This window comes from Bacillus sp. FSL K6-0972 (assembly GCF_037976035.1).
In the GTDB taxonomy this organism is placed as follows: Bacteria; Bacillota; Bacilli; order Bacillales; family Bacillaceae; genus Bacillus; species Bacillus haynesii.
On record NZ_CP150260.1, the window covers coordinates 1,960,352 to 1,972,862 of the forward strand.

The 12,511-nt window shown below is 42.4% G+C and carries 18 protein-coding genes; 17 read left to right on the forward strand and 1 reads right to left on the reverse strand.

Annotated elements, in window-relative coordinates:
* The first annotated feature begins 39 nt into the window (after positions 1-39).
* From MKX80_RS09985 to MKX80_RS10050, 14 genes are all read left to right on the forward strand, one after another.
* Positions 40-840 (forward strand): DUF2935 domain-containing protein, encoded by an 801-nt coding sequence (locus MKX80_RS09985; protein WP_268310468.1) that lies wholly within the window; start codon positions 40-42, stop codon positions 838-840.
* A 132-nt stretch (positions 841-972) separates the two neighbouring features.
* Positions 973-1,491 carry a GNAT family protein gene (locus MKX80_RS09990; RefSeq protein WP_154995167.1) on the forward strand — a complete coding sequence of 173 codons (519 nt, stop codon included), beginning with the start codon at positions 973-975 and terminating at the stop codon, positions 1,489-1,491.
* Positions 1,484-1,786 (forward strand): hypothetical protein, encoded by a 303-nt coding sequence (locus MKX80_RS09995; protein ID WP_268343203.1) that lies wholly within the window; start codon positions 1,484-1,486, stop codon positions 1,784-1,786. The genes MKX80_RS09990 and MKX80_RS09995 overlap by 8 nt, the downstream gene beginning before the upstream one ends.
* A gap of 318 nt (positions 1,787-2,104) precedes the next feature.
* Complete coding sequence (locus tag MKX80_RS10000) at positions 2,105-2,710, forward strand: TetR/AcrR family transcriptional regulator (protein ID WP_154995165.1); 606 nt, start codon at positions 2,105-2,107, stop codon at positions 2,708-2,710.
* Positions 2,711-2,878: 168 nt separating this feature from the next.
* Positions 2,879-3,334: a MarR family transcriptional regulator gene (locus MKX80_RS10005; RefSeq protein WP_154995163.1), complete on the forward strand. Its 456-nt coding sequence runs from the start codon at positions 2,879-2,881 to the stop codon at positions 3,332-3,334.
* A gap of 73 nt (positions 3,335-3,407) precedes the next feature.
* Complete coding sequence (locus MKX80_RS10010) at positions 3,408-4,031, forward strand: nitroreductase family protein (protein ID WP_268324010.1); 624 nt, start codon at positions 3,408-3,410, stop codon at positions 4,029-4,031.
* A gap of 35 nt (positions 4,032-4,066) precedes the next feature.
* The gene (locus MKX80_RS10015) at positions 4,067-5,005 is read left to right on the forward strand and encodes a ring-cleaving dioxygenase (RefSeq protein ID WP_182070619.1); all 939 of its coding nucleotides are present in this window, start codon (positions 4,067-4,069) and stop codon (positions 5,003-5,005) included.
* 20 nt (positions 5,006-5,025) lie between these two features.
* The gene (locus tag MKX80_RS10020; protein ID WP_182070618.1) at positions 5,026-5,634 is read left to right on the forward strand and encodes a flavin reductase family protein; all 609 of its coding nucleotides are present in this window, start codon (positions 5,026-5,028) and stop codon (positions 5,632-5,634) included.
* Positions 5,635-5,835: 201 nt separating this feature from the next.
* Positions 5,836-6,450: an NAD(P)H:quinone oxidoreductase gene (wrbA, locus tag MKX80_RS10025; RefSeq protein ID WP_043926462.1), complete on the forward strand. Its 615-nt coding sequence runs from the start codon at positions 5,836-5,838 to the stop codon at positions 6,448-6,450.
* Positions 6,451-6,773: 323 nt separating this feature from the next.
* Positions 6,774-6,914 carry a hypothetical protein gene (locus MKX80_RS10030; protein ID WP_023857597.1) on the forward strand — a complete coding sequence of 47 codons (141 nt, stop codon included), beginning with the start codon at positions 6,774-6,776 and terminating at the stop codon, positions 6,912-6,914.
* Entirely contained in the window at positions 6,907-7,740 is an 834-nt protein-coding gene (locus MKX80_RS10035; RefSeq protein ID WP_003182213.1) for a prohibitin family protein, read from the forward strand. Before MKX80_RS10030 ends, MKX80_RS10035 begins: the two co-directional genes overlap by 8 nt.
* Positions 7,741-7,828: 88 nt before the next feature.
* Positions 7,829-8,590 (forward strand): hypothetical protein, encoded by a 762-nt coding sequence (locus MKX80_RS10040; RefSeq protein WP_268343204.1) that lies wholly within the window; start codon positions 7,829-7,831, stop codon positions 8,588-8,590.
* Between the two features lie 59 nt (positions 8,591-8,649).
* Positions 8,650-9,489, forward strand: coding sequence for a thymidylate synthase (locus tag MKX80_RS10045; RefSeq protein ID WP_154995152.1), 840 nt, complete (start codon positions 8,650-8,652; stop codon positions 9,487-9,489).
* Between the two features lie 325 nt (positions 9,490-9,814).
* Complete coding sequence (locus MKX80_RS10050; protein WP_254115400.1) at positions 9,815-10,243, forward strand: NucA/NucB deoxyribonuclease domain-containing protein; 429 nt, start codon at positions 9,815-9,817, stop codon at positions 10,241-10,243.
* 196 nt (positions 10,244-10,439) lie between these two features.
* On the opposite strand, the gene lexA is transcribed toward MKX80_RS10050, so the two are convergent.
* On the reverse strand, positions 10,440-11,063 hold the full coding sequence (lexA, locus tag MKX80_RS10055) for a transcriptional repressor LexA (RefSeq protein WP_154995148.1): 624 nt from the start codon (positions 11,061-11,063) through the stop codon (positions 10,440-10,442).
* Positions 11,064-11,214: 151 nt separating this feature from the next.
* On the opposite strand from lexA, the gene yneA reads away from it, so the two are divergent.
* The 3 genes from yneA (at position 11,215) to MKX80_RS10070 (ending at position 12,491) form a co-directional block, all read left to right on the forward strand.
* Positions 11,215-11,526, forward strand: coding sequence for a cell division suppressor protein YneA (yneA, locus tag MKX80_RS10060; protein WP_154995147.1), 312 nt, complete (start codon positions 11,215-11,217; stop codon positions 11,524-11,526).
* Between the two features lie 18 nt (positions 11,527-11,544).
* Entirely contained in the window at positions 11,545-12,192 is a 648-nt protein-coding gene (locus MKX80_RS10065) for a recombinase family protein (protein WP_043926443.1), read from the forward strand.
* Positions 12,193-12,257: 65 nt separating this feature from the next.
* The gene (locus tag MKX80_RS10070) at positions 12,258-12,491 is read left to right on the forward strand and encodes a DUF896 domain-containing protein (RefSeq protein ID WP_003182231.1); all 234 of its coding nucleotides are present in this window, start codon (positions 12,258-12,260) and stop codon (positions 12,489-12,491) included.
* The last annotated feature ends 20 nt before the right edge of the window (positions 12,492-12,511 follow it).

The window sequence follows — 12,511 nt, forward strand, 5'->3', positions numbered from 1 at the left end:
AGCCATATTGAAGAATGGTATTTAAAGGGAGGCGCAAGCTTGAAAACTTATAAGGAGACAGCCGTTTTTGAACATAAATTTTGGCTTCAGGTTTTAGGTGATCATGCGCGTTTTATTTTGGACTCTTTGGCCGAAAGGGAAAAAGAAGATATTCAAAAGGCGAAGCAGTTCAAGCAGGCGTTTGATGTTTTGCTGAAAAAAGTGAATGCTTCGCCTGATTTGTATTCATTAACGCTTGAAGCTGAAGAATATGCCCTTCAGTTCAGGAAATTTAAACTCTCCATCATTAAAAGGCACCTGACAGGCGATATTAAAATTCACCTTTCTCCGACTTTTATCAACCATATGGTAAATGAACTTGAGGAATATTTGCTTGTGCTCAAATACTTGAAAAAGCGGGAAGTGCCGCCTGTTTTCCACGAGCTGCACCACCATATGCTGTGGCTGATGGATGCCGCCGGACATGCTGGTGCAATTGCCGATGACTTGGATGCGGTTGAAAAACGTTTGAAAGAAAAGAGCAGGGAGTTTGTCAAACACTTTGAACAGTTCTACATTAAATCCGTTGAATTGACGGGGTATCTCAGAGCGAATGTTGAATCTTTTCCCGCTCTCAGAAGGATGAACAAAGACGTGAAGCTTGAGATCGAACTGTTCCGTACCTTTTTGAAAGAAGTGGAGGAGTTGGAGCTTACAGATCAGATGCTCGGTACGTTCTCTGCACTGATGGCAGACCATATGATGAGGGAAGAATGCTATTATTTAATGAAAATCGCCGAATCGACAAATACGCAAAAACCTGCGTGCGACCCTGCAAAACCGAGGCTGCTTGAAAAGTAATGCCGGCGGTTTTGCTATTTTTTTGATGAAGCTGCGAATCGATTTGGTACCTGCTAGGTTTGCACAGCCTTTTTCATGCGGTTATAATTCAGAATATATAGATAACCTAAAGACTGTTTGGAGGGCCTTTTCGTGCAAGTCAGAAAAATAAAAGCTTCAGATGCAGAAAGCTATCTGAAACTTTGTGAAACGATCGATGAAGAATCTGAATTCATGCTGTTTGAACCAGGTGAACGAAAGCTTCAAGCACAACGGCAAATCAAACAGATCGAATCCGGAATGTGCGAAGTTTTTGTTTGTGCGGCTGACGACGGAAGCTTAATCGGGTATGTTGCAGCAGCTAGGGGGCAGGTTCAGAGAGCTCGCCACCGCGCCCATGTGGTGATCGGCATACGCCAAGCGTATATCGGACAAGGTATTGGAGTAAAGCTTTTTCAGGCATTGGAAAAATGGGCCTGTGAAGAAAAGCTTCACAGACTTGAACTGACTGTTATGACTCATCATACAGCTGCCGTTCGTTTATACAAAAAAACGGGCTTTATCATTGAAGGCACTAAAAAGCATGCTTTGAAAGTAAAAGGGCAATATGTTGATGAATATGTCATGTCCAAATTAATCGACGAACAGCAAAGGGAGGTTTCAAATGAATGACGGGTGCCGTCAGGCCATTGCTGCTGTCAGCTATTACAAAACAGAACGGACGATTGATTTTAACCGGCAAACTTATACAAAAAAGCAGAATCAAATGTACTTGTACAACGATAAAATTTTAACAGCAAGCTGCCAGTATCGTTTGGAGCACGTCTATGACGTTTCATACAGACCTTTTTCCGAGGCCGGTTTGCTTTACCTCCATACGAACCAGGGGGTATTTGCTTATGAAGTGAACGTTGACCCCGGGTATTTCATTGAGGCTTTTAAAAAACAGAAAAATCCAATTAAATAAATTGCAATATATATGAAGTTTTTAGCAGTAAATGCTAGAATGAATGTTGGGAATTTTGCAAGGGAAGAAACATACCGGCCTGTTAGGGCGATTGGCCTTGTTGACTTACCGGGCTTATGTCACTTGGCGGTGTTTATATGTCACTGCTATGCTTGATGAAAGAACGTCCGCTTAGGCTGCAAGTGTATGTTTGAGCAAAAGATTTTAAGCGTCTTTTTCCAATTTTCTTTAACATAACGAGTCCTTGACGTTCCCAGTGTATCTAAATACATAGGCGGTTTAACTTAATTAGAGAAGTAGAGAGGACAGGACAGCTTAATGAAAAAGAAGAAACAGAATACGGTTCAAAAGATCGTAGAAGCCGGATATCATCTGTTCGCCCAAAATGGATATTCGGCAACCTCTGTAGATGAAATTATGAAAGAAGCCGGTTTTTCTAAAGCTACGTTTTATTTGTATTTTAAGTCAAAGGAGATGCTGTTTCTCCATATTATGAATGAGCAGATGGAAGATCGCTTTCAAACCAGCATGAATTGTTTTCGAAAAAAGACGCTGAGGGGATTGCTCGCAGGGATTGAACACTTGATTCAAACATCAAATAAAGAGCATTCGACAGCTTTATTTTTGGAATTTATGGCAAATAGTCATAGATATCCTGAGATTCAAAGAAAAGTAGCCCTTCTGTATGAGCAGTGGAGGGAGTTTTTTGTCGAAATGATCGAGCAGCTGCAGGAAGAAGGCATCGTTCAGAAACAGCTCAATCCGAAGGTGATGGCGTCTACGCTGATTGCGATATTTAACGGCTACAACCATCAACACCACGCGGATCCGTCGATTAATAAACAGGAACAGCTTCAGTCCATTATTTTCTTGCTGAATCCGAAGCTGCATCTCCAGATAAAAGATAAGCTATTAAATACATGATAAACTTTTGAAACAGCCGGCGCTGCCGACCTTGAGTCGGCGGTTTTTTGCACTTCGGTACGCCGCAAAACAAAGCAAATCAAATGCATCTGTTTAACATAGTTGACACAAGCAAATCGTTATTATACAATTATCTCGAATTCGAGATAATCAAAAAGGATGAATACCATGGGCAGTCAGGATATGGAGAGATACGAAGAGGAGTTGTCTTTAAAGGCATTTATTGTCTTGTCTCGAGCATTACAATCGATTAAAAAGCGCGTGGAAGAAGACATTAAATGTTTAGGATTAAACCCAACTGAGTTTGCTGTTTTAGAATTAATCTATAGTAAAGGTGATCAGCCGATACAAAAGATAGGCGAAAAGGTATTAATCGCAAGCAGCAGTATTACCTATGTTGTAGATAAGCTGGAGAAGAAAAATTTAATAGTGAGAAGGCCTTGTCCTAAAGATCGCCGTATAACATACGCTGTCTTAACGAATGAAGGAACTGCGCTGATGAACAATCTATTTCCAAAACATAAAACAGCTATGAAAGGCATTTTCGGCGGGTTAGACATAAAAGAAAAAGAGGTTCTAATTGAAAAATTAAAAAAACTGGGCTTCCATGCCCAAAGCATGTAAATTTTTTTATGATAATATCTCGAATTCGAAATATATGAATTCATAATAATTATCGATTGTGAGGTTAGTGGTGATGACCGAATTTTTAGAATTAGTAAAAGAAAGACGATCAGCAGGTAATTTTCTTCCCGGGTATTCTATTTCCGAACAGGAGCTAAATGAGATATTTGAGATCGTTAAATTGGCCCCCTCTGCTTTTAATTTGCAGCATACAAACTATATTACCGTATTAGATAAAGAAAAGAAGAACATGTTACATAAAGCAGCTAATGGCCAATACAAGATCCTAAGCTCGTCGGCAGTCATCATCGTTTTGGGTGACAAAAGGGCCTTTCATCAAGCAAAAGACATCTACGAAGGTTTAAAACTGCTCAGAGTCCTCAATAAACAAGAATTCGATGATATGGTTCATGATACTGTTTCTTTCTATCAATCCAGAGGAGAAGAATTTCAAAGGGATGAAGCCATCAGGAACGGTTCATTATCTTCTATGCTCTTGATGATGGCTGCTAAAGAAAAAGGTTGGGATACTTGTCCCATGATTGGCTTTGATCCTCTAAAGGTGAAAGAGGTATTGAATATAAGTGAACAATATGAGGTTGTCATGATGATCACCCTCGGGAAAGAAAAAATAGAAAGCAGAAAACCACGGGGATTTAGAAAACCTGTAAATGAATTTGTAACCTATATCTCATAATAAAGCTAAGTTTCTTGAAAGAGGAGTGAAATAAAATGAAAAAGAAAACAAGCGGAATCCATCACATTACAGCGATTGTCGGCCATCCTCAAGAGAATGTGGATTTTTACGCTGGCGTTCTAGGTTTACGTTTAGTGAAAAAAACCGTTAATTTTGATGATCCGGGAACATACCACCTGTATTTCGGCAATGAAGGCGGAAAACCGGGAACGATTATTACATTCTTTCCATGGGTAGGTGCCCGTCGAGGAGTAATCGGAGATGGTCAGGTGGGAGTTACTTCTTACATCGTTCCTAAAGGTGCAATGGCATTTTGGGAAAACAGATTAGCAAAATTCAATGTGCCTTATACAAAAATGAACCGTTTTGGAGAGGAATACTTGGAATTCGATGATCCGCATGGACTTCATCTGGAAATTGTCGAAAGAGAAGAAGGGGAAAAGAACAACTGGAAGATAGGAGAAATAACACCGGATAATGCAATCAAAGGATTTGGCGGAGCCACACTTTTATCTAAACAACCGGAAAAAACGGCTGAATTATTAGAGAAGGTCATGGGGCTTGAAAAAGTTGGGGAAGAAGGAGATTTTGTACGTTTTCGTTCTTCTGGTGACATAGGAAATATGATTGATTTGAAATTAACAACTATAGGCAGCGGACAAATGGGGACTGGTACAGTTCATCATATTGCCTGGAGAGCTATTGATGACAATGATCAATTAGAATGGCAAAAATATGTTGCGGAAAATGGTTATCGTGTTACACCTGTGCAAGACAGAAATTATTTTAACGCGATTTATTTTAGAGAGCACGGGGAGATCTTATTTGAAATAGCCACAGATCCTCCAGGATTCGCCCATGATGAATCACATCAAACAATGGGAGAACAGTTAATGCTGCCAGCTCAGTATGAACACTACAGAGAGCAGTTAGAAAGAAGGTTAATTCCTATAACAGTGAAGGCGCTGGATTAATTTTGTAAGGAAGTGATTCAATGCTGTCCATTGATCCGCATACAAAAACAGAAAGAGAGAACTACAAGTTTTTAATCGGGAGTATTATACCGAGACCTGTTGCGTTTGTTACAAGTGTATCAGAGGAGGGCGTCTTAAACGGAGCTCCTTTCAGTTATTTTAATATTGTATCTTCCAATCCTCCGATGATCTCCCTGTCTATTCAACGTTCTGAAGGGAGCCAAAAGGATACAGCAAGAAATATTTTGAACAGCAAAGAATTTGTGGTTCATATCGTTGATGAACAAAATGTTGAAAAAATAAATACAACGGCCGCAAGCTTACCTCCAAATCAAAGTGAAGTTCAGTTAGCGGAGTTAACCCCTGTTGAAAGTGTGAAAGTCTCGGTACCGGGCGTTAAAGAGGCAAAAGTGCGTATGGAATGTGTTCTCGAATATTCATTAGAGTTGGGAGATAAATATTCCCCCGGCTGCGATTTGATAATAGGCAGAGTCGTTCAATATCATATCAAAAGCGGTATTTATGAAAATGGAAAAATCGATCCAAGAGGCCTCGGTGCCATCAGTCGCTTGGCCGGACATGATTACGCAAAGATTGGTGAAATCTTCACCAGGAAAAGACCGAAGTAATAAATCACCTATAATATCTCGAAATTGAGATTTATTAAATTGAAATGTTTTAAGTTTATTCTAGTAAGGAATAATAATGGCAGCGAAACACTTTCAAGGGGGTGGTCCTTAAAAGGTTTACCAAAAAGAAAACAAAAAAGCGGGTGTGAAAATATGGGGTTTTTAGACAAATTATTTAGAAAATCAAAGGAGATGGATCATATGTCAAATGTAAAATTAGCTGTAGTTTTTTATAGTATGGGCGGAACAAACTATCAATTAGCCAAATGGGCTGCAGAAGGAGCAAAAGAAGCAGGTGCTGAGGTCAAAGTATTAAAAGTACAAGAATTGGCTCCGCAATCAGTCATTGAGGGAAATGAAGTGTGGAAATCAACTGTTGATGCAACAAAAGACATTCCAGTTGTAACCTCAGAAGATATAGAGTGGGCAGATGCTATTATATTCAGTACACCAACACGTTTTGGTAATATGGCATCCCAAATGAAACAGTTTCTTGATACACAAGGTGGACTTTGGGCAAATGGCAAGACAGTTAATAAGGTTGTAAGTGCAATGTCCTCCGCTCAAAATCCACATGGTGGTCAAGAAGCAACGATCTTGTCCTTATATACTTCTATGATGCACTGGGGAGCTATTATTGCTTCTCCTGGATACACTGATCCTGTCCTATTTGGGGCTGGCGGAAATCCATATGGAACGAGTGTTACAGTCGATCAAAACGGGAAGATGATTGAAGACGTAGAAGCTGCAGTGAAACATCAAGCAAAACGCACAGTGACAGTAGCTGAATGGGTTAAAAAGGGCAATCAAGAATAATTGAAATTTAAAAGAGCCAAATGATTGGCTCTTTTTTTAGTATGTGCTCAGCTTATAGTTGGTTCCGCTGAATAAAGGCAGCATGCCGCTTCTCTTATTTGTGCGAACGCGCCATGATATACGCGGCATAAAGAGTAAGATATCCGACATATCCTATAACGATGCCATGTAGGAGGAATAACTGCTGATTTCGCGATGTTAAAATTTTTTTCTATTAAATTTTAAAAAAATGAAACTTTAAGTTCATATGAACGTAAACATAAGTGAAATCATTTTATTTAGTCATACGATCAATCAACAAATGCAAAAGGGGTGAAACAAAAGTGAAGGTCATGATTGGTTCGATCATATTGCTATCCATTATAGGGTTTGGCGTATGGCTTATGTTAAGCCCGCTTTTTAAAAAAGTCGGAAGCGGGGCGAGCAAAATAAAGAAAACGCTGGAGGATGACAAAGATGAATGAAAAACAACCAAAGAAAAATAAAAACAAAACGCTGCTCGGCGGAATCATTGTCGCTGCCGCTTTAATTATTGGAGGATTCACGGCTTCCCTGTTCATCGAGAAAATTCCGAACGGATATGTCGGCGTCGTTTATTCCCCGAATGGCGGGGTGAAATCAGAAACGCTGGATCAAGGCTGGCATTTAGTGGGGCTGTTTGACAAAGTCACAAGATATCCGGTGCGGATGCAAACGGTAAACAATCAGGATATTCAAGTGGCTACTTCTGACGGCAAAAACATCTCAATGGACATCGCCTACAACTATGTCGTTCAGCCTGATAAAGTTGTAGAATTGTTTAATAAATTCGGAGCGGTGGATATTGAATCAATCGAAAACAGCTACTTGAAAACAAGGCTGTGGGACGCTGCAAGAAAGTCGATTTCCAAATACTCCGTCATTGATACATACGGTCAAAAATCATCTGATGCTGCTGCAGAAATCCAAAAAACATTTGCAGATGATATGAAGGGACTCGGCTTTGTCATTGACGATTTAACACTCGGTGTGCCAAAGCCTGATAAAGCGACCCAGGAAGCGATTGACGCGCGGGTGAAGTCTTCGCAGGAACTGGAAAGAACGCAGACAGAGCTGAAGATCGCCGAAGCGGAAGCGAAAAAGAAAAAGATCGAAGCCCAAGGTATTGCCGAGTACAACGAAATTATTAAAAAGTCGATGTCAGATGAAATGATCAAGTATCAATGGATTCAAAAATGGGACGGAAAAATGCCTAAAGCGACCGGATCGAATTCCCTGATCCAGATTCCGACCGATGAGAAAGGAAAATAAAACGAAAAAATCCCTTGCCAAGGGATTTTTTTCATCTCGGGCACCCGTATATAATGGTGTTAACAATCGCTTCTGGACAGGGGGGAAGATGATGTTTGCTCCGGACGCCATTCTCCGTACGTGGAGAAAATTCGATGCTTTTCCGATGGAAACGCTGACAAAGGCATGGTTTTATCATCAGGCTGGGAATAAGAAACAGCGGAATGTATCGAAGATGAAGGAACACTATCAAGAGTACGGCATTGCCGGCAATTGCTTTGACCTTTCGATTTGGCTGCTGGATGAGTTTACAAAAGAAGGAGTGGAAGCTTTTCCGATCGGCCGTTTGTTCAAAACAGAACGCGCCCATGCCGCAGTCATCGCTCTTGATGAGAGAGGGCGGCGCTTTTTGTGTGATCTGGGAGACCAATGGCTGCAGCCGATTCTGATCGACTGCGAATGTGAAGATTATACCAATGAAAAGCTGGACGGCTTTTTCCCGGCTGCACAAGTTCAAGTCATGCCGACAGCCGGCGGAGTTGAGGTCCTTTACCATCGGCCGAACGGAAAGGTGTCAACTCAAGTCTACTCAACAGACCCTGTTGACATGTCCGTTTTCTTGGAGGCGGCTGAATACTCGCAAGCGGCATTGAAGCCTGCGCCTTTACTGGAATGCAGAATTCCGTTTCAATATGAAATCGCGCATTGGGAATTCAGCGGCTGGGACATATATCTTAGCACGAGCAAAGGATTATACAGAGAAGCGAAGCCGGACACAATTGAAGGCTGGACTGAGAAAATCCATGATGTCTCAGGATACGATAAAAATGTGCTTAAGAAAGCATTGGAGATTTATCAAACCCGCACATGATCTTAAACCTTGAAAAAAACTCATTTTATACATATCATGTGGAAAGAGGAGAGGATTAGATGAGCCATTATGACCAGCAATACAATGCAATCATTCAAAAAATTATTGAATCAGGGATCTCCGATGAAGAATATCAGGTTCGGACGAAGTGGGATTCAGACGGAACGCCGGCTCATACGCTGAGCATCATGAGCGAAAAAATGCGGTTTGACAATTCAGAAGTGCCGATTTTGACGACGAAGAAGGTGGCGTGGAAAACGGCCATTAAAGAGCTGCTTTGGATTTGGCAGCTGAAATCCAATGATGTTCAAGTTCTGAACGATATGGGGGTTCATATTTGGGATCAATGGCGGCTTGAAGACGGCACAATCGGAGCAGCGTACGGCTATCAATTAGGGAAGAAAAATAGAGCGGTTAACGGTCAGAAAGTCGATCAAGTGGACTATTTACTCCATCAGTTGCAGCATAACCCGTCTTCACGCAGGCATTTGACCATGCTGTGGAATCCCGATGACTTGGACGGCATGGCCTTGACGCCCTGCGTCTATGAAACGCAATGGTATGTGAAGGAAGGAAAGCTTTCTTTGGAAGTAAGAGCGAGAAGCAATGACATGGCGCTCGGCAACCCGTTCAACGTGTTCCAATATAATGTCTTGCAGCGCATGATCGCTCAGGTCCTCGGTTATGAGCTGGGCGAATACATCTTCAATATCGGTGACTGCCACATCTATACCCGTCACATCGACAATTTAAACATTCAGATGAAACGCGAGCAGTATGAAGCGCCTAAGCTGTGGATCAACCCGGACATCAAAAACTTTTATGACTTTACAATCGATGATTTTAAATTAATTGACTATAAGCACGGCGACAAGCTGACATTTGAAGTTGCCGTATGAACAGGCGGATTTGCCGCCTGTTTTTTTGTTGGGGGAATGAATCATTTTCTGAAAATACGTTGCGTATCCGGCTGCCGCATGTATACTGACGGCAGCCGTGTTGACGTTTAGAGCGGATGCAAAAGTACGTGCAGTTTAAAAAAGCTCGAAATCGAGCTTTTTCAAGGTTATGGCGGAGCAGAAATGCAAACACCGGAGAGATTTTCGTCTAAACGTTCATTTACACAATCTAAACGTCTTTTTCACAAAGAGCCCGAAAAGCAAAAACAATTCTCTCTTAATCTGTTAATGAAACCAGCATATACAAGGGGAGGTTGTTTTTGTCATGATCAAAAAATGGGCGGTTCATCTGCTGTTTTCCGCATTGGTACTGCTTGGGCTTTCGGGAGGCGCCGCATATTCTCCTCAGCAAGCCGAAGGTGCTGCAAGGTATGATGACATATTGTATTTTCCGGCATCGCGCTATCCAGAAACCGGCGCTCATATAAACGATGCAATCAAAGCGGGGCATTCAGATGTCTGCACGATTGAAAGATCGGGAGCGGATAAGCGCCGCCAGGAATCATTGAAGGGGATTCCGACTAAGCCGGGCTTTGACCGTGATGAATGGCCGATGGCCATGTGTGAAGAAGGTGGCAAAGGAGCGTCGGTCAGATATGTAAGCTCATCGGATAACCGCGGAGCCGGCTCCTGGGTCGGGAACAGGCTGAGCGGTTACGCCGACGGGACCAGAATTTTGTTTATCGTTCAATAACAGGCAAACAACAAAAATATTTCCTTAGGGAAACATTTTTTGTTGACGTAAAAACCTTTATGGGGGATAATGGTAATGTAAGCATATTATCAATCCCTCTGTTTCAGGTTCGCATCCTTCATTGCCAAATGGATGTGAGCCTGTTTTTTCGTGAAAAAAAACCGCCGGCCGGCGGTTTTGCTGATGAGTCCGATTTTTAATGAACGGTGCGGAAAACGCCGATGACTTTTCCGAGAATCGTCACATTCTGAAGGATGATCGGCTCCATCGTCGGGTTTTCCGGCTGAAGGCGGATATGGGTTTCTTCTTTGTAAAACCGCTTAACAGTCGCTTCGTCGTCTTCGGTCATCGCAACGACGATATCTCCGTTGTTTGCGGTGTTCTGCTGCTTGACGATCACATAATCTTGATCAAGAATTCCGGCATCGATCATGCTTTCTCCCATGATCTCCAGCATGAAGACGTGCTCATCCGGCGGCACCAGGCGGTCGGGAAGCGGAAAGTATTCCTCAATGTTTTCGACTGCGGTAATCGGTGTACCGGCCGTCACCTTTCCGATGACCGGAACATTGACAACCTGGTTTTTCGGAATGTGAATTTCTTCCTCTGTATCGAGAATTTCGATCGCTCTCGGCTTCGTCGGATCCCTTCTGATCAATCCCTTCGTTTCAAGCCTTGCCAAGTGGCCGTGTACCGTCGAACTTGACGCCAGACCGACCGCTTCTCCGATCTCCCTGACGGAAGGCGGATAGCCTTTGCGCTTCACTTCTTCTTTAATGAAACGCAAAATATCAAGTTGTCTTTTTGATAGCTTCGTCATTTTTTGCACCTCAAAACGTCGATTTTAGCTAGATTATAGCATGTTTTTCCTTTGAGTACAAACATAGGTTCGAAAAAAACAATTGACAGAAACATTTGTTCGTATGTATACTGAAATCATAAAACCGAACAAACATTCTGGGGTGATGGATATGAAAAGTGAATCATTGATTTTTGTCAGTCTGTTTACTGCTGTGATCAGCTGCTGTATTCTGTTTGTGTCTTTTGCCGGTAAAATCGAAGAAAGAAAGCAATATGTTAAAATAGAAGTGCAAGATGGCGATACATTGTGGGAGCTGGCCGACCGGATCAAAGGCGGAAAACCCGCAGACAAACAAAAATTCATTGAGTGGGTCGCCGATAAAAACAATCTGCCGACCTCTGTCATTAAGCCAGGCGATGTCTTGATCCTGCCGTTAGCCAAACAGCACTCCGATCAATATCAGCTTGCAGTTGTAGAATAAAAGATTGAGGGGATTTCCATGAATGCGATTATTTACACCAGGGTAAGCACTGCGAAGGAGCAGCAGGAAACCTCATTAAAGCGGCAGGAAGAAGAGCTTCAGTCGCTTGCCGCCGAACACGGGATGAACGTCGTGAACGTCATTTCCGAGCAGGCGAGCGGATATGAAATGGACCGCGACGGCGTCTTCGATCTGCTCGAGGAAATCAAAACATCAGATATTGACGCGGTTTTAATACAGGATGATACGCGGCTTGGCAGAGGGAATGCCAAAATTGCCCTTCTTCACTGTTTATATAAAGAAGGCGTTCAAATCTACACGCTGGCTCACCGCGGAAAGCTTGAGCTTTCCGAAGCGGACTCGATGGTTTTGGAGATTGTCGGCATTGTTGAGGAATACCAGCGGAAAATACATAACTTGAAGATTAAACGGGGAATGAAGAAGGCGGTCGAAAACGGCTACCGCCCGGAGAGGAACCTGAAACACCGCAATGAAGGCGGCGGGAGAGAGCGAATCGAAGCACCTCTTTCAGAAATCGTCAGACTCAGGGAGAACAAGCTGACGTTTGCGGAGATTGCAGCCGTGTTGAGAGGGTTCGGATACAGCATTTCAAAAGCAACCGTTCACCGCCGCTACCAGGAGTATAAGGACGGCCTTGCAGACTAATCTGTTGTCAAACGAAAGCGGATTTAGTAGTATGATGGATATATACCGAATCAAAGGAGTATTTTATGATTTCTAAAGAAAAAATAGCCAGAATTAACGAGCTTGCCAAAAAAGCAAAGAGCGGATCTTTAACAGACGAAGAAAAAGCTGAACAGCAGAAGCTTCGCCAGGAATACCTTCAAGGCGTCCGCGCGTCTATGAAAAACACGTTGAAAACTGTGACGATTGTTGACCCTGAAGGTAATGATGTGACTCCTGAAAAGCTCAAACAGGAAAAAAGAAACCGCCGATTGCATTAATTTTAGGGAATACGTCGATA

Excerpts from the sequence above, each read along its gene's own strand:
- lexA (WP_154995148.1), bottom strand. The coding sequence starts at position 11,063 with ATGACGAAGCTATCAAAAAGACAACTTGATATTTTGCGTTTCATTAAA.
- MKX80_RS10065 (WP_043926443.1), top strand. The coding sequence starts at position 11,545 with ATGAATGCGATTATTTACACCAGGGTAAGCACTGCGAAGGAGCAGCAG.
- MKX80_RS10010 (WP_268324010.1), top strand. The coding sequence starts at position 3,408 with ATGACCGAATTTTTAGAATTAGTAAAAGAAAGACGATCAGCAGGTAAT.
- yneA (WP_154995147.1), top strand. The coding sequence starts at position 11,215 with ATGAAAAGTGAATCATTGATTTTTGTCAGTCTGTTTACTGCTGTGATC.
- MKX80_RS10035 (WP_003182213.1), top strand. The coding sequence starts at position 6,907 with ATGAATGAAAAACAACCAAAGAAAAATAAAAACAAAACGCTGCTCGGC.
- MKX80_RS10000 (WP_154995165.1), top strand. The coding sequence starts at position 2,105 with ATGAAAAAGAAGAAACAGAATACGGTTCAAAAGATCGTAGAAGCCGGA.
- MKX80_RS10040 (WP_268343204.1), top strand. The coding sequence starts at position 7,829 with ATGATGTTTGCTCCGGACGCCATTCTCCGTACGTGGAGAAAATTCGAT.
- MKX80_RS10015 (WP_182070619.1), top strand. The coding sequence starts at position 4,067 with ATGAAAAAGAAAACAAGCGGAATCCATCACATTACAGCGATTGTCGGC.
- wrbA (WP_043926462.1), top strand. The coding sequence starts at position 5,836 with ATGTCAAATGTAAAATTAGCTGTAGTTTTTTATAGTATGGGCGGAACA.
- MKX80_RS10005 (WP_154995163.1), top strand. The coding sequence starts at position 2,879 with ATGGGCAGTCAGGATATGGAGAGATACGAAGAGGAGTTGTCTTTAAAG.
- MKX80_RS10070 (WP_003182231.1), top strand. The coding sequence starts at position 12,258 with ATGATTTCTAAAGAAAAAATAGCCAGAATTAACGAGCTTGCCAAAAAA.
- MKX80_RS10045 (WP_154995152.1), top strand. The coding sequence starts at position 8,650 with ATGAGCCATTATGACCAGCAATACAATGCAATCATTCAAAAAATTATT.
- MKX80_RS09995 (WP_268343203.1), top strand. The coding sequence starts at position 1,484 with ATGAATGACGGGTGCCGTCAGGCCATTGCTGCTGTCAGCTATTACAAA.
- MKX80_RS10020 (WP_182070618.1), top strand. The coding sequence starts at position 5,026 with ATGCTGTCCATTGATCCGCATACAAAAACAGAAAGAGAGAACTACAAG.
- MKX80_RS10050 (WP_254115400.1), top strand. The coding sequence starts at position 9,815 with ATGATCAAAAAATGGGCGGTTCATCTGCTGTTTTCCGCATTGGTACTG.